The 18,685-nt window shown below is 66.0% G+C and carries 17 protein-coding genes; 12 read left to right on the forward strand and 5 right to left on the reverse strand.

All coding sequences use genetic code 11. From position 1 onward, the window contains the following. Positions 1-410, forward strand: a 410-nt coding sequence (locus V7E26_RS22915; RefSeq protein WP_324420525.1) for a 2-hydroxyacid dehydrogenase, incomplete at its 5' end; no start/stop codon positions are given. 96 nt (positions 411-506) lie between these two features. Here V7E26_RS22915 and V7E26_RS22920 read toward each other — a convergent pair. Next, complete coding sequence (locus tag V7E26_RS22920) at positions 507-1,421, reverse strand: LysR family transcriptional regulator (RefSeq protein WP_324420527.1); 915 nt, start codon at positions 1,419-1,421, stop codon at positions 507-509. 119 nt (positions 1,422-1,540) lie between these two features. Here V7E26_RS22920 and V7E26_RS22925 point away from each other — a divergent pair, with 119 nt between their 5' ends. Further along, complete coding sequence (locus V7E26_RS22925) at positions 1,541-2,542, forward strand: aldo/keto reductase (RefSeq protein WP_324420529.1); 1,002 nt, start codon at positions 1,541-1,543, stop codon at positions 2,540-2,542. Positions 2,543-2,558: 16 nt separating this feature from the next. Here the strand turns inward: V7E26_RS22925 and V7E26_RS22930 are convergent, their stop codons facing one another. Then, positions 2,559-3,362, reverse strand: coding sequence for a HesA/MoeB/ThiF family protein (locus V7E26_RS22930; RefSeq protein ID WP_324420531.1), 804 nt, complete (start codon positions 3,360-3,362; stop codon positions 2,559-2,561). Between the two features lie 136 nt (positions 3,363-3,498). On the opposite strand from V7E26_RS22930, the gene V7E26_RS22935 reads away from it, so the two are divergent. After that, positions 3,499-4,878, forward strand: coding sequence for a serine protease (locus V7E26_RS22935; protein WP_324420533.1), 1,380 nt, complete (start codon positions 3,499-3,501; stop codon positions 4,876-4,878). Between the two features lie 19 nt (positions 4,879-4,897). Here V7E26_RS22935 and ggt read toward each other — a convergent pair whose 3' ends face one another. Continuing rightward, the gene (ggt, locus tag V7E26_RS22940; RefSeq protein ID WP_324420535.1) at positions 4,898-6,577 is read right to left on the reverse strand and encodes a gamma-glutamyltransferase; all 1,680 of its coding nucleotides are present in this window, start codon (positions 6,575-6,577) and stop codon (positions 4,898-4,900) included. 243 nt (positions 6,578-6,820) lie between these two features. Here ggt and V7E26_RS22945 point away from each other — a divergent pair, with 243 nt between their 5' ends. Next, a complete protein-coding gene (locus V7E26_RS22945; RefSeq protein ID WP_324420537.1) occupies positions 6,821-7,603 on the forward strand; it encodes a ParA family protein in 783 nt (260 codons plus the stop codon). A gap of 82 nt (positions 7,604-7,685) precedes the next feature. Here V7E26_RS22945 and V7E26_RS22950 read toward each other — a convergent pair whose 3' ends face one another. Beyond that, positions 7,686-8,252 carry a GNAT family N-acetyltransferase gene (locus V7E26_RS22950; RefSeq protein ID WP_324420539.1) on the reverse strand — a complete coding sequence of 189 codons (567 nt, stop codon included), beginning with the start codon at positions 8,250-8,252 and terminating at the stop codon, positions 7,686-7,688. After that, positions 8,240-9,121, reverse strand: a complete 882-nt coding sequence (gene mutM, locus V7E26_RS22955) for a bifunctional DNA-formamidopyrimidine glycosylase/DNA-(apurinic or apyrimidinic site) lyase (RefSeq protein WP_324420541.1) — start codon at positions 9,119-9,121, stop codon at positions 8,240-8,242. The genes V7E26_RS22950 and mutM overlap by 13 nt, the downstream gene beginning before the upstream one ends. A gap of 79 nt (positions 9,122-9,200) precedes the next feature. On the opposite strand from mutM, the gene ubiE reads away from it, so the two are divergent. The 8 genes from ubiE to V7E26_RS22995 form a co-directional block, all read left to right on the forward strand. Next, positions 9,201-9,962, forward strand: a complete 762-nt coding sequence (ubiE, locus tag V7E26_RS22960; protein ID WP_324420543.1) for a bifunctional demethylmenaquinone methyltransferase/2-methoxy-6-polyprenyl-1,4-benzoquinol methylase UbiE — start codon at positions 9,201-9,203, stop codon at positions 9,960-9,962. After that, positions 9,959-11,533: a 2-polyprenylphenol 6-hydroxylase gene (ubiB, locus tag V7E26_RS22965; protein WP_324420557.1), complete on the forward strand. Its 1,575-nt coding sequence runs from the start codon at positions 9,959-9,961 to the stop codon at positions 11,531-11,533. Before ubiE ends, ubiB begins: the two co-directional genes overlap by 4 nt. Positions 11,534-11,589: 56 nt before the next feature. Beyond that, positions 11,590-13,029: a bifunctional phosphopantothenoylcysteine decarboxylase/phosphopantothenate--cysteine ligase CoaBC gene (coaBC, locus tag V7E26_RS22970; protein WP_324420545.1), complete on the forward strand. Its 1,440-nt coding sequence runs from the start codon at positions 11,590-11,592 to the stop codon at positions 13,027-13,029. Next, a complete protein-coding gene (dut, locus tag V7E26_RS22975; protein ID WP_324420547.1) occupies positions 13,026-13,484 on the forward strand; it encodes a dUTP diphosphatase in 459 nt (152 codons plus the stop codon). The genes coaBC and dut overlap by 4 nt, the downstream gene beginning before the upstream one ends. A gap of 253 nt (positions 13,485-13,737) precedes the next feature. Next, positions 13,738-16,254, forward strand: a complete 2,517-nt coding sequence (locus tag V7E26_RS22980) for a PAS domain-containing sensor histidine kinase (RefSeq protein ID WP_324420549.1) — start codon at positions 13,738-13,740, stop codon at positions 16,252-16,254. Next, positions 16,251-17,771, forward strand: coding sequence for a tRNA (adenosine(37)-N6)-threonylcarbamoyltransferase complex ATPase subunit type 1 TsaE (gene tsaE / locus V7E26_RS22985; protein WP_324420551.1), 1,521 nt, complete (start codon positions 16,251-16,253; stop codon positions 17,769-17,771). Before V7E26_RS22980 ends, tsaE begins: the two co-directional genes overlap by 4 nt. A gap of 90 nt (positions 17,772-17,861) precedes the next feature. Then, positions 17,862-18,185, forward strand: a complete 324-nt coding sequence (locus tag V7E26_RS22990) for a PilZ domain-containing protein (RefSeq protein WP_324420553.1) — start codon at positions 17,862-17,864, stop codon at positions 18,183-18,185. A 144-nt stretch (positions 18,186-18,329) separates the two neighbouring features. Continuing rightward, positions 18,330-18,685 (forward strand): sugar phosphate nucleotidyltransferase (locus V7E26_RS22995; RefSeq protein ID WP_324420555.1); only part of this gene is annotated, 356 nt, incomplete at its 3' end.

The raw sequence follows: 18,685 nt of genomic DNA on the forward strand, positions 1-18,685 counted from the left end.
ATTGGGAAAGCCTCGACCAGATGCTGGCGCGGATGGACATCATCTCGGTGAACTGTCCGCATACGCCCGCGACCTATCATTTGCTGTCGGCGCGGCGGCTGAAGCTGATCCGCAAGGAGGCCTATATCGTCAACACCGCGCGCGGCGGGGTGATCGACGAGGACATGCTGATCAAGCTGCTGGAAGCCGGCGACATTGGCGGCGCCGCGCTCGACGTCTACGAGCACGAACCCGCTGTCAATCCGAAGCTGGTGCGGCTCGCCAGGGCCGGCAAGGTGACGCTGCTGCCGCATATGGGCTCGGCCACGATCGAGGGCCGCGTCGAGATGGGCGAGAAGGTGATCATCAACATCAGAACCTTCCTCGACAACCACAAGCCACCGGACCGCGTGCTGCCCAGCATGCTGTAAGTGCGTAGCCCGGATGCAGCGCAGCGAAATCCGGGACCAGTGGCTCCGCTATTCGTGCTGCCCCGGATTGCGCTGCGCTCCATCCGGGCTACGGCGCTACTTTCCCTTCCGCCGCTCCTGCTTGCGCCATTGCGCCACGAAGGCGACGAACGCGGCAAGCGCCGGCGGCGGCTGACGCCGGCTCGGATAATACAGATACGGCCCCGGAAACGGCGGGCACCAGTCGTCGAGCACGCTGACCAGCGCGCCCGACTTGATGCCGTAGCGAACGTAACCCTCGAAGGTCAGCCAGAAGCCGATGCCGTCATGGACGGCGCGCAGCGCGAGGCCAAGATAGGTCGCGACCAGTTTCGGCGGCGGCGAGACCTTGACGACGCGCCCGGCCTTCTCGAACTCCCAATCCAGCATCGCGCCGCTGCCGAAGCGGGTGCGGATGCAGGCGTGCTCCAGCAGTTCCTTCGGATGCTTCGGACGGCCGTGCTGCGCGACATATTCGCGCGACGCCACCACCGCATAGCGCTGCGGCGCCCCGAGCGGGACCGCGATCATGTCCTGCGCCAGATGCTCGCCATAGCGCACGCCCGCGTCGAAGCCCTGGGCCACGATGTCGACGAACGAACTGTCGCCGACGACCTCCAGATCGATCCTGGGATGCGCCTGAAGGAACGGGGCCACCATCGGCGCCAGCACCAGGTCGATCGCCGGCGGCGGCGCGTTGATGCGCAGGCGCCCCGACGGCACGGCCCGCAAGCCCCGCACATGGTCCAGCGCGGCGCCGACTTCCGACATCGCGGGCGCAATGCGGTTCAGCAAGAGTTCGCCGGCCTCGGTGAGCGCGACGCTGCGCGTGGTGCGGTTCATCAGGCGGACGCCGAGCCGCTCCTCCATGTCGGAGAGGCGCTGGCTGAGGCTGGAAACGGAGACGCCCTGCTCCGTCGCGGCGCGGCGGAAATTGCGCGTGCGCGCCACGGCAACGAAAGCGTCGAGGTCGCGGAGATCGAAATTCTTCATTGTTCGATATAGTGAACAAGCCATTTGAAATTGTCCAGCTTATCGCGCGAGCCGATAAGGTTCATATCAGCCTCGTCATTTCGGCGGCATTGCCGCCACCATTCACGAGGAGAACCACCATGGAACAACGCAATCTCGGCACCACAGGCCCGGTCGTCTCCGCCATCGGCCTCGGCTGCATGGGCATGTCGGACTTTTACGGCGCGGCCGACCGCGGCGAGAGCATCGCCACCATCCATGCCGCGCTCGATGCCGGCATCACCCTGCTCGACACCGGCGATTTCTACGGCATGGGCCACAACGAGATGCTGATCCGCGAGGCGCTCACCTCGCGCAACCGCGACAATCTGCGGATCAGCGTCAAGTTCGGCGCGTTGCGCGATCCCAACAAGGGCTTTCTCGGCTACGACAGCCGTCCGGCCGCGATCCGGAATTTCGTCGCCTATTCGCTGCAGCGGCTCGGCGTCGATACGATCGACATCTATCGGCCCGCACGGCTCGACCCGGATGTGCCGATCGAGGAAACCGTCGGCGCCATGGCCGACATGGTGAAGGCCGGCTGGATCAGGCATATCGGCCTTTCCGAGGTGGGCTCCGATACGATCCGCCGGGCGCATGCGGTGCATCCGATCGTCGATCTGCAGATCGAATACTCGCTGATCGCGCGCGGCATCGAGAGCGACATCCTGAAGACCTGCCGCGAACTCGGCATCGGCATCACCGCCTACGGCGTGTTGGCGCGCGGCCTGATCAGCGGCCACTGGACCAGGGATCGCTCCGCCGCGCAGGATTTCCGCAGCATGAGTCCGCGCTTTCAGGGCGCCAATCTCGATGCGAACCTCGGCCTCGTGGACTCGCTGCGGCAGATTGCGGATGATGTCGGCGCTTCACCTGCGCAGGTCGCCATCGCCTGGGTCGCAGCGCAGGGCCGCGATATCGTGCCGCTGGTCGGCGCCCGCCGCCGCGATCGTCTTACCGAGGCGCTCGGCGCGCTCGACGTCAGGCTGACGCCCCATCTGGCCGCCTTGGCCGAGGCGTTTCCGCCGGGCGCAGCCGCCGGCGCGCGCTACCCCGAGGCCCAGCTCGCGCACATGGATAGCGAGAAGCGCGGCGGGGCGTGAGGAGAAATCCGAGCGGCTACGCCGCGTGGCCGCTCAGATCGACGATGACGGGCGTATCGCCGTTGAGCGCATTTTGCGGATCGCGGGTGTAGCGCAAGGTCTCGAAACGCATCGCGCGCGCATCCACCATGACGAGCCGCCCGACGAGGCTCTCGCCGAAGCCGACGATCTCGCGGATCGCTTCCAGCGCCATCATCGAGCCCATCATGCCCGCTAGCGCGCCCATCACGCCGGCCTCGGCGCAGGCCGGCACGGTGCCGGGCGGCGGCGGCTCGGGAAACAGGCAACGATAGGTCGGATTGTAATGACCGTCGGCGTCGCGTTCGTGCGCCCGTATCGTGGTCAACGAAGCGTCGAACTGGCCCAGCGCCGCCGTGATCAGCGGCTTGCCGGCAAAGAAGCAGGCGTCGGACACGAGATATCGCGTTTCGAAATTGTCGGAACCGTCGAGCACGAGATCGTATCCGTCGATCAGCGGCATCACGTTCCCCGCACCCAGGCGGACCGCATGCGGCTCGAACACGACATGCGGGTTCAGCGCCTGCACCGTATCCGCGGCGCTGTCGACCTTGAGCCGTCCGATATCCGGCGTGGTGTGGATGATCTGGCGCTGCAGATTGGAGAGCGAGACGACATCGTCATCGACGGCGCCGAGCCGGCCGACGCCGGCGGCCGCCAGATACATCAGGACCGGCGCACCGAGCCCGCCGGCGCCGATCACGAGCACGGACGCCTTCTTCAGCGCCGCCTGCCCCGGGCCGCCGACGTCGCGCAGCACGATATGGCGGGCATAGCGTTCGAGTTCGTCGGCCGTCAGCATGGTCGCACTACTTTCTCCCCAGACCCTCATGGTGAGGAAAACCGCTGAACCGGGGCGCGGGTGTTGCCGACCAAGCAGATGTGCTTAATTGGCCGCGCGTCAATGATCGTACTCCACTCTTCTGCCGGGATTTGTCATGAGATCGATGCTTTCGGCAACATTGATGATGACAACCCTGGGCTTGACGGTCTCCGGCCCAACGGCATGGGCGCAAATGACGCCGCCGTCCGCCGCCGGCGCCAAGCCGAAACCCGTGGCAACGGAGCCGATCCGCCCCGCGGTGCAGAAGCCGGAGGATACCGCCAAGGCATTGAGTCAGCCCGAGCGGCTGGCGCTGCAATCTGATCTCGCCTGGGTCGGGCAATATAACGGCGCCATCACCGGCGACGTCAGCGACCGCATGGTCAATGCGATCAAGGAATTCCAGAAATCGCGCGGCGCCAGGCAGACCGGTGTCCTCAATCCGCAGGAACGCGGCGCGCTGGCGGAAACCGCGAAGAAGAGGCAGGAAAGCGTCGGCTGGAAGATCGCAACCGATCCCGGCACCGGCGTGCGGCTCGGCATTCCCACAAAGCTGGTGCCGCAGCAGGCCAGCGACGCCAACGGCACCAAATGGAATTCGCCGACCGGCACCATCCAGGTTCAACTGGCGCGGCGCAAGGAGGCTGGTCCCACCACGGCCAAGCTCGCCGAACGCGAAAAGAAGGAACCGGGCCGCAATGTCGATTACACCGTGGTCAAGCCTGACTTCTTCGTGCTCTCGGGCCTGCAGGGCCTGAAGAAGTTCTACATCCGCGGCACCTTCAAGGGCGACGAGGTCCGCATCCTCACCATCATGTACGACCAGGCGACCGGGAACACCATGGAGCCGGTCGTGATCGCGATGTCGAGCGCATTCAACGCATTTCCCGCGGCCCCGCAGACAGCCGGGCCGCCGCCGCGCAAGACGGTTGAATACGGCACCGGCGTCGTCGTCAGCGACGACGGCGCAATCATTGCCGACCGCCAGATCACCGACGGCTGTCTCACTGTTGCGATCGCCGGCTTCGGCAATGCCGATCGGATCGCCGAGGACAGGGCGCACGATCTCGCGCTGCTGCGCATCTATGGCGCGCGCGGACTGAAGCCGCTCAACATCGCCGGCACTGCTACGAAGACCGCGCTCGACCTCACGGGCATCGCCGATCCGCAGGCTCAAGGTGGCGGTTCCGCGGTGACAACCGCCAGGGCTTCGGTAGCCCAGCTTGGCGGGAGCAACGACGTGGCGCTGACGCCTGCGCCTGCGATCGGTTTTTCCGGCGCGGCCGCGCAGGATGCCGACGGCAAGTTTGCCGGCATCGCATTGCTGAAGCCGATTCAGGTCGCCGGGCCAGCCAACGACACCCCCGCGGCGCCGGCGGCGCTGGTCACCGCCGACGCGTTGCGCGGTTTCCTCAAGGCGAATGGCGTCAATGCAACTGGCGGATCGACCGACGCAAAGACCTCAGTGGTTCGCGTGATCTGCGTCAGGAAGTAAGATCCAGCCACATTCACGATCACGCAAGCCCGAACCTCACGCCGGCGCGCGCCAGACCGCCGGCGATGCCGACCGGCGAGCCGTCCGCGCGCCAGCACGCCGCGCCCGACATCGTGCCGTCCTCGTGGAACTGGATGGCGTTCATGCCGCCGGCGACCGTCGGCATCGCCAGCACCTTGTGGCCCATCGCGACGAGTTTGGCGCGAACGCTCTCCGGCACCGCCTGTTCGACCTCGAGCGCATTGCCCTCGGTCCAGACCCGCGGCGCCTCCACCGCCTCCTGCAGGCTCATGCCGTGGTCGATCAGGTTGATCAGCGCCTGCATCGCGCTCGGGAAGATGCGCTTTCCGCCGGGCAGGCCGAGCGCGTAGACCAGCTTGCCGCCACGCAGCGCCATGACAGGCGACATCGAGGTGGTGACGCGCTTGCCCGGCGCCAGCGACAGCGCGTGTCCCGGGCGCGGATCGTAGAGATTCATGTAATTGTTCGGAATGGCGCCCAATCCCGGAATCAGGATCTTGGCGCCGAACAGATTGTTGATGGTCTGCGTGGTCGCGACCACATTGCCGAACGCATCGGCCGCCGTCATGTGGGTGGTATCGGCGCTTTCGAGTTGCGCGATGCCGGCGCCCCAGGCCTGCGCGCGGTCCGGATCGATCGCGCGACGGCGCTCGTCGGCATAGGCCTTCGAGGTCAGCCGTTCGACCGGCACGTTGATGAAATCGGGATCGCCGCTGGCGGCGGCGCGGTCGGCAAAGGCGATCTTCAGCACCTCGGCGAGGTAATGGATCGTGGCGGCGGAACCAAACCCGAGCCCGGCGATGTCATAGCCTTCCAGGATATTGAGCATCTGCGCGATATGCACGCCGGAGGCTGCCGGCGGCGGCGGTCCGAGAATTTCCCAGCCGCGATAGTCGGCGCGGATCGGCTGGCGCTCGACGGTCTTGTAGCCGACGAGATCCTCGCGAGCGATGAAGCCGCCATGCTTCTTCATGTAGTCGACCAGGATATCGCCGAGCGGGCCGTGATAGAGCGCGGCCTCGCCATGCTGCGCGATATACCGCAGCGTCTCGGCATATTCGGTCTGCACGACGCGCTCGCCGGGCTTCAGGGGCGTGCCATTGGGCAGATAGATCGCCGAGATCGCCTTGTCCTTCAGCATCTCACCGGCGCTGTCGGTGATGCATTCGTGCAGATAGGGCGTGGCGGCATAGCCGCGCGCGGCATGCTTGATCGCGGGCTGCATGACGTCGGCGAGCGGCATGGTGCCGTATCGCTGCAGCGTCTCGCACCAGGCCTTCAATGAGCCGGGCACCGCGACCGCCTTCGGGCCGTTCAGGTTCTCGTCGCCGGCCGTATCGAATACGTCATGCGCCGAGCCGGGCTTCGAGGTGTAGGTATCGGGCCTCACCGCCGAGGGTACCGTGCTCTGGCCGTCGACGAAGCGATGGCTGCCGTCGGCCAGACGGATATGGGCCATGCCGCCGCCGATGATGCCGACCATCATCGGCTCGACCACCGTCAGGGCGAACAGCGTCGCGATCGCCGCATCGATGGCGTTGCCGCCGGCCGCGAGCATCTCGGCGCCCGCGCTCGACGCCAGCGGATGGTTGCTGACCACCATGCCGCGGCTGCCGGTCGCCGGTCGCTTCTGGCATTGAAAACCGGTGGCCGCGCGCTCCCGCCAAAGACTTGTCATGCTGCTTCCCGTTTCTTCTTGTGGTTTCATCGCCGGCAAAATGCGCCGCGCGGCAGTATTTACCCGGATGACCACCATTCCATATTCGTGCATCATTGCAACCTGACTGATTCGGACAACCGCGATCCCCTGACCTTTGGATCGGGCTGGGCACGTCTGAGCGAGCGCGTATCTTGACGCCGCAGAATGCGGCGCAGCTCGTGGCGTAATCCAAAAGCCTGAAAGCCATCCAGAGGACTTGAAATGCAGACGATCGTATTGGCCACCCAGAAGGGCGGCTCGGGGAAAAGCACGCTCGCCATTGGCCTTGCGCTTGCCGCCATCCGGGCCGGACATAATGTCCGCATGATCGAGACGGACTCGCAGGGCACACTTTCGAACTGGAAGCGCCGACGTCCCTACGCCGCGCCGATCGTCGAGCCGATCTATGCCGCCAGGGAAGTCGAGCAGCGCCTGCAAACGCTCGCCCGCGAGGGCGTGACGGTGACGATCGTGGATACCGCCGGCGGCATCACCGCCGCGACCAATTCGGCGATCCGCTACGCGGACTTCTGCCTGATCCCGACCCGCCCCAGCATCGCCGACATCGAGGCGACGGCCGCAACGCTGAGCGTCATCAGGGCCTGGAAAAAGCCGTTCGCCTATGCCCTGAACCAGGCCCCGATCCGGGGCGCGTCGCGCCTCGCCGGCGCGGAGCACGCGCTGAGCGACGAGGCCGCGCTCGACATCGACGAAATCGTCGCCAGGCCCGTCATCATGATGCGCAACGATCACCAGGACGCTCTGACCGCCGGGCTTGCGGTCTGCGAATACGCGCCGGGCGGCAAGTCGGCCGAGGAAATCCGCGATCTCTGGCAGTGGATCGAGGCGCGGCTGGGCAATTCGATTAGGGCTACGGCCACGGTTGCCGACGAGCCGATCATCGAGGAGTTCGTGGAAACACCCGCGATCATTCCGAAATGGGCAGCGCTCCCGTCCACCAGGAACGACAGCGCCTTCTTCCTGCGCGCACCGGCTCGAACCTGACGCCCCGCTTCGCGAAAGCCGGCGCGCAGGGGTGACGAGAGAAGCAATCCAGCCACCAGCCCCGCTCGATTGCTTCGCCTCGCTACAGATCCCGGCGCAGCCAGTTTTTCCGCGTCACGCGCCATCGTTCCGCGCGCGTCTGACCGTTGTGATGGGAAAGCTCGACATAGCCGACGAATTCGGCGCCGGTCTTTTGCTTGACCCGCCGTGACGCCTCATTGGTAACGGCGTTGCAGACGTGCAGAACGTCGACACCGAGGACGCGGAAGGCAAAATCGTTCACCGCCGTGACGGCCTCGGTCATCAAGCCCTGATTCCAGTAGCGTTCCGCGAGCCAGAATCCGCGGTTGCCCTTGGGATCGTCGGCCCATGGCCGCAGCCGGATATTGCCGATCGCCTCGCCGTCGCCGCCGCGCAGCACCAGCATCCAGTTGTAGATCACCTGTCCCGCCGCGACTCGCTCCAATTCCCGCTCGATGAATGTCACCGCGCCATCTTCCGGATATGGCCAGGGAACGTTCTGCGCGAGATGCTGGATGATATTCCAGTTGTTGAAATGGCGCTGGATCGCCGGCGCATCCGTCAGCGCGAGCGGGCGCAGGATCAGCCGCGCCGTCTCGAGCGTCGGGGTTTCGGTTATTTCTGACATTTCGGACACCAAAACGTAGAGCGGCCGTTCTGCACGAAGCGCCGCACGATGCCCCCGCATCCCCTGGTCTGGCACTTCTCGCCTTCGCGGTCATAGACTTGAAACGAATGCTGGAAATAGCCGAGCTCGCCCGATGTGAGGCGATGGTCGCTGATCGAGGAGCCGCCGGCCTTGATCGCCTGGTTGAGCACGGAGTGGATCGCATTCACCAGCCGGCCCGCGTGGTCGGTCGGCTCGCCTTTCTTCGTCGCCAGCGTGGCCGCCAGCCGCCGCGGCGACAGATGCGAGCGGTACAGCGCCTCGCAGACATAGATGTTGCCGAGGCCCGCGACCACGCGCTGATCGAGCAGCGCGGCCTTCAGGCTGGTCTTCTTGTTGAAGCAGGAATGCGCCAGCATCGCGGCGTCGAATTCATTGCCGAGCGGCTCCGGACCCAGCCCCTTGAGCAGCGGCTCTTCTTCCAGCCCCTGCCGGGCGATGATCTTCATGTAGCCGAAACGGCGCGGATCGTTGAACACGATGGCCGCGCCCGACGACATGTGAAACACCACATGATCATGCGCGCGATCCTCGCTGCGTGGATGGTGGAATTGGCCCGGCGTGTTGTCATTGATGCCGTCGAGCACCCGGAACGAGCCGGACATGCCCAGATGCATCAGCAGCACGTCGCCGGAGGTGAGGTCCGCCATCAGGTATTTGGCGCGGCGGCCGAGACCGGTCACGGTCTGCCCCTCCAGCCGCGCGATAAAGTCCTTTTGAAAGGGAAACCGCAGATCCTTGCGCCGGGCTTCCGCTTTGAGGATTTTCGCCCCCTCCATGGCCGGCTGCAGGCCGCGGCGGACGGTCTCAACTTCGGGCAATTCAGGCATGCAGGCATTCACCTTATGGAGGTGACGTGATAGCGCCATTGCGCCGGGCGCGCTATGGTCCGGTAGTGGAGTACATGTAATGGTTCGGCCGGAGCAAACCACCCATTTTGGCTTCAGGGACGTGCCCCTGGGGGACAAGCAGACGCTGGTGAACGACGTGTTCCACAGCGTGGCGTCCCGCTACGACCTGATGAACGATCTGATGTCGGCGGGCCTGCACCGGGCCTGGAAGGACATCATGATCACGGCGCTCAACCCGCCGAAGAACGATGCGCCGTTTGCGCTGCTCGACGTCGCCGGCGGCACCGGCGATATCGCCTTCCGTGCCGCCGAGGCCTCCGGCTTCGGCTTTCATGCCACCGTCTGCGACATCAACAGCGACATGCTCGAGGTCGGCCGCAACCGCGCGCTGGCGCGGCATCTCGACCACCAGGTGACCTTCGTGGAAGGCAACGCCGAAGCGCTGGCGTTTCCCGACCGTTCGTTCGACGCCTACACGATCGCGTTCGGCATCCGCAACGTGCCGCGGATCGATGCGGCGCTGCGCGAGGCCTATCGCGTGCTGCGGCCGGGTAGCCGATTCCTCTGCCTGGAATTCTCCGCCGTCGACGTGCCCGGACTGGATTGGCTGTACGACCAGTTCTCCTTCAAGGTGATTCCGCCGCTCGGCCGCGCCGTGACCGGCGACGCGGAATCCTATCGATATCTCGTCGAATCGATCCGGAAATTCCCGCGGCCCAATGCGTTTGCCGGGATGATCCAGGACGCCGGCTTTTCGCGGGTGAAGTGGCAGAGCCTGTCCGGCGGCATCGTGGCGTTGCATTCGGGCTGGCGTTTGTGATCTCTGCGGCGACCCACATCGCGCGGCTCGTCCGCGCCGCTTACGTGTTCGCGCGCGAAGGCGTGTTCGGCGTCGTCGACCCAAGCCTGGTGCCGCCGCCCGGACAGGTGGCGCTGCGGCTGGCGCGGCTGATCGAGCGGCCCGGCGTCAAGGTCGGACCGCGGCTATCACGCGCGCTGACGCGGCTGGGGCCCGCCTACCTCAAGCTCGGACAATTTCTCGCCACCCGGCCCGACGTCGTCGGCGTCGTCATGGCGCGCGACCTGGAAAGCTTGCAGGACCGGCTGCCGCCGTTTGCCCAGAGCGAGGCCGAGGCCGCTATCGCAGCTTCGCTGGAACGCCCGCTGGCGCAGGCTTTTGTCAGCCTGGGACCTGCGGTCGCCGCCGCCTCGATCGCGCAGGTGCACCGCGGCGAGGTGGAGCGCGACGGCGTGCGCCATGCGGTCGCCGTCAAGGTGCTTCGGCCGAATGTCGCCGTACGCTTCCGCCGTGACCTCGCCGATTTCTTCTTCGTGGCGCGCAACGCCGAAGCGCATTCGGCGGAAGCGCGGCGGCTGCGGCTGATCGAGGTCATCAACACGATGTCGCGCTCGGTCGCGATGGAGATGGACCTGCGGCTGGAAGCGGCCGCGCTGTCCGAGATGGCGGAGAACACGCGCGACGATCCGGACTTCCGCGTGCCCACGGTCGACTGGGATCGCACCGCCCATAATGTGCTGACGATGGAGTGGATCGACGGCATCGCGCTGAACGATCATGCGCGACTCGAAGCCGCGCAGGTCGACCTGCCCGATCTCGGCCGCAAGGTGATTCAGAGCTTTCTGCGCCATGCGTTGCGTGACGGCTTCTTTCATGCCGACATGCATCCCGGCAATCTGTTCCTCGACGACGCCGGCCGCCTGGTCGCCGTCGATTTCGGAATCATGGGCCGGCTCGGCATGAAGGAGCGGCGCTTCCTCGCCGAAATCCTGCTCGGCTTCATCACCCGCAACTATCGCCGCGTCGCCGAAGTGCATTTCGAGGCCGGCTACGTGCCGGGCCATCATTCGGTGGAGAATTTCGCGCAAGCCATTCGGGCCATCGGCGAGCCGATCCACAACCGTACCGCCGAAGAAATCTCGATGGCGAAGCTGCTGACCCTGCTGCTCGAGGTCACCGGCCTGTTCGACATGCAGACCCGGCCCGAACTGATCCTGCTGCAGAAGACCATGGTGGTGGTCGAAGGCGTGGCGCGCGGTTTCGACCCCAGGCTCGACATCTGGAAGGTCGCCGACCCCGTGGTGCGCGAATGGATCGAGCGCAATCTCGGCCCGCTCGGGCGGGTTCAGGGCGCGATGTCAGGCGCGGGTGAACTCGGCCGCGTCGCCGCGAGCCTGCCGGCGGTCGCCTCCCGCGCGGTTGCCGTGCTCGAGAACATGGAGAAAATGACCCGGGAGGGGCTGACGCTGTCGCCGGAGACGATTGCGGCACTGGGCCGCGCCGAAGGCCGCAAGAGCCGCTGGCGGACCGTGGCGCTCTGGATTATCGCGGCCACCTTCATCGGAATCCTGATCGCCATCCGGCAGCTTTGATTGCATTGACAGCATCAATTTGCTATCATTGATGGCATTCTCTGCCGGAGGCCGCCATGGCCAGCCTGACGATCCGAAAACTCGACGAGGGCATCAAGTCCTATCTGCGGCTCCGCTCGGCCAAGAACGGGCGTTCGGTCGAGGAGGAGGTCCGGGTGATCCTGCGCGAATATTGCGAGGGCAGCCCGGCACCGGCGGCATCATCAGCATCCTCGCCCATTGCGACCGACCGGACCGCCGTCGAGCGCCCGAACGTGGCGGGACAGGCCAGCGTCACTCTGATCATCGGCGGCGGTATTGCCGCGTTCAAGTCGCTGGAGCTGATCCGGCGGCTGAAGGAGCGGCATGTCGACGTCCGCTGCGTGCTGACCCATGCCGCGCAGCAATTCGTCACCCCGCTTTCGGTGAGCGCGCTGTCGCATGAGCGCGTCTATACCGATCTGTTCGATCCCGGCAGCGAATTCGACGCCGGCCACATCCGGCTTGCGCGCGAATGCGATCTGATCGTGGTGGCGCCGACGACCGCCGACCTGATGGCCAAGATGGCGAATGGCCATGCCGACGATCTCGCCAGCGCCATCCTGCTTGCGGCCGACCGGCCGATCCTGCTGGCGCCGGCGATGAATCCGCTGATGTGGAATAACGCCGCCACCCGCCGCAACGTGATGCAGCTCCGCCGCGACGGCGTCCGGATGATCGGTCCCAACGCCGGCGAAATGGCCGAGTCCAACGAGGCCGGCGTCGGGCGGATGTCGGAGGCGGTCGAGATCGCGGCCGCCGCGATCGACATTCTCCGCCCGCCGCGGCCGCGCCCGCTCCTGGGCAAGCGCGTGCTGATCACGGCAGGACCAACGCATGAGGCGATCGACCCCGTGCGCTATATCGCCAACCGCTCCTCCGGCAAGCAGGGCTTTGCCATCGCCGCCGCAGCGCAGACCGCGGGCGCCGACGTCACGCTGGTTACCGGTCCCGTCGAACTGCGCGATCCCGCCGGCGTCACCGTCATCCGCGTCGAGTCGGCGCGCGACATGCTGCACCGGGTCGAAGCCGCGCTGCCGGCCGACATCGCGATCTTTGCCGCCGCTGTCGCCGACTGGCGCGTCGCCAATGAAGGCGAGCAGAAGCTGAAGAAGACCTCGGCCGGCATGCCGCCGCTGCAACTGGTTGAAAATCCCGATATCCTGGCGACGATCTCGAAGCTGAAGGACCGGCGTCCGCCGCTGGTGATCGGCTTTGCCGCGGAGACCGAGCATCTGATCGACAACGCCAAGGCCAAGATCGCGCGCAAGGGCTGCGACTGGATCGTCGCCAACGACGTTTCACCCGCAACCGGCGTGATGGGCGGCGACCGCAATACCGTCCATCTGCTGACGCACGAGGGCACCGATATCGCCGTCGATTCATGGCCGGTCATGACCAAGGAACAGGTCGCGTCCGAACTGGTGGCGAAGATCGCCAAGGCGATGGAGAACAAGCCGGTGGAGAAGAATTCGTGAGCGCGACCGTGAAGGTCGAAGTCCAGCAACTGCCGCACGGCGAAGGTCTCGCACTGCCGGCCTACCAGAGCGCCGACGCCGCCGGGCTCGACCTGCTCGCCGCCGTCCCGGTCGATGCGCCGTTGATCCTGGCGCCGGGAAAGCATGCGATGGTGCCGACCGGGCTGACGATCGCGCTGCCTTCGGGCTACGAGGCGCAGGTGCGGCCGCGCTCCGGGCTTGCCGCCAGGCACGCCGTCACGGTGTTGAACTCGCCGGGCACGGTGGATGCGGATTATCGTGGCGAGATCAACGTGCTCCTCATCAACCATGGCGATACGCCGTTCCCGATCCGGCGCGGCGAGCGCATCGCGCAGATGGTGATCACCCCCGTCGTGCAGGCAGACCTTGTTCCCGTGACCTCGCTCTCGTCGACGGCGCGCGGCAGCGGCGGTTTCGGCTCGACGGGGCGCTGAAGTCGCTGCGATCGGAAGCGTGAGGGCCGATTTTTTCACAGCCTAATCACGTTCACGATCTGGACTCTTACCCCCCGAGTCGCGTTGGGGATACTCTCGTTTCGATTCGTGCGGAGCGCGGCCGGCAAAAGTGGGGTACGGGCGCGCTCAATCCTGATTCGGCCCACAATCTCAACGCCAAACCGCTCATTTTCCGGCGGGATTATGCGCTGGGGGTAGTGCCGAGCCTGCAGTCGCGTAGTTGGGGCAAATAATGTCGGGCGTAGTCGCTGCAATGCGTCGAACCCTGCTGTCGTGCACCTCACTGGCGCGCCACGGCATGATCGTGCTCGCCACCCTCTCGGCATTGCCGGAACCTGCATTGGCTACCGATTTGAACATTGCGCAGACCTTTTCGGCCCTGCTCGACCTCAACCACCAGGAATTCGCGGCGCTGACGACCGCGCTGTCCCTGCTCGGCTTTACGGTGCTGGCCGCGATCCTCCTGATGCGGACCCGCGTTCGGGCCACCCGGACGGAACTCGGCCTGCGCTCCGACATCGCCGACCTGCAGGTGCAGGCCGACCGGCTGCGGGCGCTGCTGTTCGCCGAACCCCAGGTCCTGATCGCCTGGGCTGCCGGCGACAACCGGCCGCAGATCAGCGGCGATATCTCGCTTCTGCTCGGGCAGGACGCGCTGTCGAATTCGCCGCAACGCATTCTCGCCTTTGGAACCTGGCTGCCGCCGGAACCGGCGCTGCAGATGGATCACGCCGTCGATGCGCTGCGTGAATTCGGCGAGGGCTTCCTGCTCCATCTCTCCACCGCGAACGGCCGCGCCATCGAAGCGATGGGCCGCGCCATCGGCGGTCAAGCCATTGTGCGGATTCGCGAACTTGGCGGGTTGCGCCGCGAGCTTGCCGAATCCAATCTGCGCTACAGGACATTGCTGGAGGAGACCGAGCTGTTGCGCGAATTCGCCGCCACCGCGCCCTGGCCGATCTGGGCCAAGAGCGCCGAAGGCAATCTGCGTTACGCCAACGCGGCCTATGTGCGGGCCACGGAAGGCTCGAGCGTCGCCGATACGCTTTACCGCAACCTCGAACTGCTGGAGAACGACCAGCGCGCCGAGATGAGCCGCGTGCTCAACGACAATTCGGCCTTCAGCGCGCGGCTGCCGATCGTGGTCGGCGGCGAGCGGCGCATCTATGACATCCAGGCACTGAAGCTGAACGGCGGCAGCGCCGGCATCGCCATCGACGCCAGCGAGGCGGAGCAGCTGCGCGACGCCATGGAGCGGATGGTGGAGGCCCATCGCCGCACCCTCGACCAGTTGTCGTCCGGGGTTGCCGTGTTCGACGGCCAGCGCCGGCTGGCCTTCTACAATGAATCCTACCGCCGGCTGTGGGGCCTCGATCAGGCCTTCCTCGATTCCAATCCGGATGATTCAAGCGTGCTCGACCGCCTGCGCGCGGCGCGCAAGCTGCCCGAACAGCCCGACTTCCGGGCGTGGAAGGCCAAGCTGCACGAGGCCTACCGCGCCGTGGAGCCGCAGACCTACACCTGGTTCCTGCCCGACGGCCGCGCCGTCAGCGTCGTCACCACGCCGAACCTCGAAGGCGGCGTCACCTATCTGTTCGACAATGTCACCGAGAGCCTCGATCTCGCGCGCCGCTTTGACCGCCTGACCCGGGTTCAGCACGAAACGCTCGATAATCTGACCGAGGCTGTCGCGGTGTTCGGCAGCAACGGCCGCGTCGAGTTCTTCAATCCCGCCTTCGCCAAAATGTGGAAGCTGCCGGCGGAAGCGCTGAAGGAGCAGCCGCACGTCGAAACCGTGGAAGCCTGGTGCAAGCCGCTGTTCGAGGACGCGCCGGCCTGGCGGGCGCTCCGCGAGGCCATCACCGGAATCGAGAACCGGGCGCAAGTCGCGCTGAAGCTCGAGCGCAAGGACGGCAGCGTGCTCGACTGCATGACCATGCCGCTGCCCGACGGCGCGACGCTGCTGACCTTCCAGGACATCAGCGACACAGAAAATGTCGAGCGTGCCCTGCGCGAGCGCAACGAGGCGCTCGAGGCCGCCGACCAGATGAAGGTGGATTTCGTCCACCACGTGTCATACGAACTGCGCGCGCCGCTCACCACCATCATCGGCTTCGCGCATTTCCTCAGCGATCCCTCGACCGGCCCGCTGACGCCCAAGCAGGCCGAATATCTCGACTACGTGACGAAATCGACCAACGCGCTGCTGGCGCTCACCAACAACATCCTCGATCTCGCCACCATCGATGCCGGCGCGATGAAGCTCGAGCTCGGCCCGGTCAACATCGACAAGGCGATCCAGGCCGCCGCCGAGGGCATTCAGGATCGCCTCGCGACCGACCGCATCGAACTCAAGATCGAGATCGATCCCAATATCGGCAACTTCACCGGCGACGAGCGGCGCGTGGTGCAGGTGCTCTATAATCTGCTCGCCAACGCCGTCGGATTCTCGCCGCACGGCGCCGCCGTCACCATCAGTGCGCGGCGAACCGAACATCGCGTGATCTTCACCGTCAGCGATTGCGGCCCCGGCATTCCGGCCGAGGTAAAGGACAAGGTGTTCGACTGGTTCGAGAGCCACTCGCACGGCTCGCGGCACCGCGGCGCGGGCCTTGGCCTGTCGCTGGTGCGCTCCTTCGTCGAGCTGCACGGCGGCAAGGTGCGCGTCGATTCGGTGGTCGGCAACGGCACCACGGTCTCCTGCGACTTCCCGATCGACCAGAACGCGCACCGCAACGCCGCCGAATGACCTCGCCCGCGACATTCACGGTGGCGCTGGCGAACGAGGCAGCCACGGCGTCTCTGATGGCCGACCTCGCGCTATTGGTCGGCCCCGGCGACGTGATCACGCTCTCCGGCGATCTCGGCGCGGGCAAGACCGCGGCTGCACGCGCGATGATCCGCTACCTCGCCGGCGATCCCGAGCTGGAGGTGCCGAGCCCGACCTTCACGCTGGCGCAGGGTTACGAGGTGCCGTTTTCGATCGTCCATGCCGACCTCTACCGCATCAACGATGCGAGCGAACTGGAGGAGATCGGGTTGTCGCCGCTGCCGGAAGGCACGCTGGCGCTGATCGAATGGCCGGAGCGCGCGCCGGACGCGCTGCCCGAAGACCGCATCCACATCGCCTTCAGCCACCGACCGGCGCTCGGATCCACCGCGCGCGCCGCCGAGATCACCGGCTATGGCACGGCGGCAGCCCAGGTGGCGCGGCTGGACGCGCTACGCGAATTTCTCACCGCTGCCGGTGTTCTCGCGGCGACACGCGAGCGCATGCCGGGCGATGCCTCGACGCGCTCCTATGCGCGGCTGATCACCAATGACGGCACCTCGATCCTGATGAACTCGCCGCGCCGCCCGGACGGACCGGCGATCCATGACGGAAAATCCTACAGCGCCGCCGTTCATCTCGCCGAAGACGTCAAGCCGTTCGTCGCCATCGACAACGGCCTGCGCGCGCATGGATTCTCGGCGCCCGCGATCCGCCACGCCGATCTCGATTTCGGTTTCCTGATAACAGAGGATTTCGGCACCGCTGCCGTCGTCGAAGGCGACCCGCCGCGGCCGATCGTGGAACGCTACGAGGTCGCCACCGACATGCTGGCGGAGCTGCATCGCAAATCCCTGCCCGAGCGCGTGCCGCTGGCGCCGCAGCTCACCTACGACATTCCCCTTTACGGCATCGATGCCTGGCTGGTCGAGATGGGACTGATGCTCGATTGGTATCTGCCGGATCGCGGCGCCGAGGTCAGCCGCGAGCGGCGCGACGAGTTCGCCGCGATGTGGCGAACTCTTCTCGAAAAGCCGGCGGCGGCGCCGCGCACCTGGGTGATGCGGGACTTTCACTCGCCCAACATCATCTGGCTCGGCGAGCGCACGGGAATCCTGCGCGTCGGCATCATCGATTTCCAGGACACCGTGCTGGGTCCGGCGGCCTACGATCTGGTGTCGCTGTTGCAGGACGCGCGGATCGACGTTCCCGAACAGCTCGAGTTGATGCTTCTGACCCGCTACATCAAGGCGCGCCGCGCGGCCGACAGCCAGTTCGATCCGGCGAGCTTCGCCGAGCTTTATGCCATCATGTCGGCGCAGCGGAATACCCGCCTGCTCGGCACCTTCGCCCGGCTCAACCGGCGCGACGGCAAGCCGCAATATCTGCGCCACCAGCCCCGGATCTGGACCTATCTGAACCGCTCCCTGGCCCATCCGGCATTGGCGGATTTCCGCGAATGGTATACGGCCAACGTACCGCCGCCGGTTGCCTGATTTACCTCCTGTTAGCCGTCCCGCATTTAATCTGGAACCGGTCCGGCCGCGCAGGCAGGGCGCAGTCAGCATTGATGCGGGAAGTTGACCATGGCGGCGGCGGAACGGCGCAGGGGAGATCGAGTCGTATTCGAGCGCGGCTTTGCGGCGCACATGATGGGCATCGACGGCACCTGGCGACGCAACTGCGTGATGGAGGACGTCTCCGAGACCGGCGCCAAGCTCACCGTGGAAGGCTCGGTCGAGGGCCTGCATCTGAAGGAATTCTTCCTGCTGCTGTCGTCCACGGGCCTGGCCTATCGGCGCTGCGAACTGGCCTGGGTCAATGGCGACCAGATCGGCGTCAACTTCCTCAGACAGGGCGACAAGAAGAAGAAGGCGGCCAAGCGCGGAGCCGAGGACGCCAACGCCTGATATCGGCGCGGCGCTATCGGCATCCTTGGGGGCTGTCGTACGGCCGTCATCAGCGGCAACTATGGCCTCCCGGTCACTGCAACAGTCGGTTCGCCGTGGTATGGTCCGCAGCGCGATTTGGACGATTGGAAAGAAATTCCAGCAATGCCCGTTACGCCCACCAAAGCCATGGTCCTTGCCGCCGGCCTCGGCGTGCGCATGCGCCCCCTGACCGACCACATGCCAAAGCCGCTGGTGCGCGTCGCCGGCCAGCCGCTGCTCGATCATGTGCTTGACAAGCTCGCCGCCGCCGGCGTCGGCGAGGCCGTGGTCAACGTGCATTATTTGCCCGACCAGATCATCCAGCACACCGCAAGCCGCAGCCGCCCCCGCATCATCATCTCCGACGAGCGCGACGAGGTGCTCGGCACCGGCGGTGCCGTGGTGAAGGCGCTGCCATTGCTCGGCAAGGAGCCGTTCTTCCATCTCAACGCCGATACGATGTGGATCGACGGCGTGCG

This window comes from Bradyrhizobium sp. (genome assembly GCF_036735945.1).
Lineage (GTDB): Bacteria > Pseudomonadota > Alphaproteobacteria > Rhizobiales > Xanthobacteraceae > Bradyrhizobium.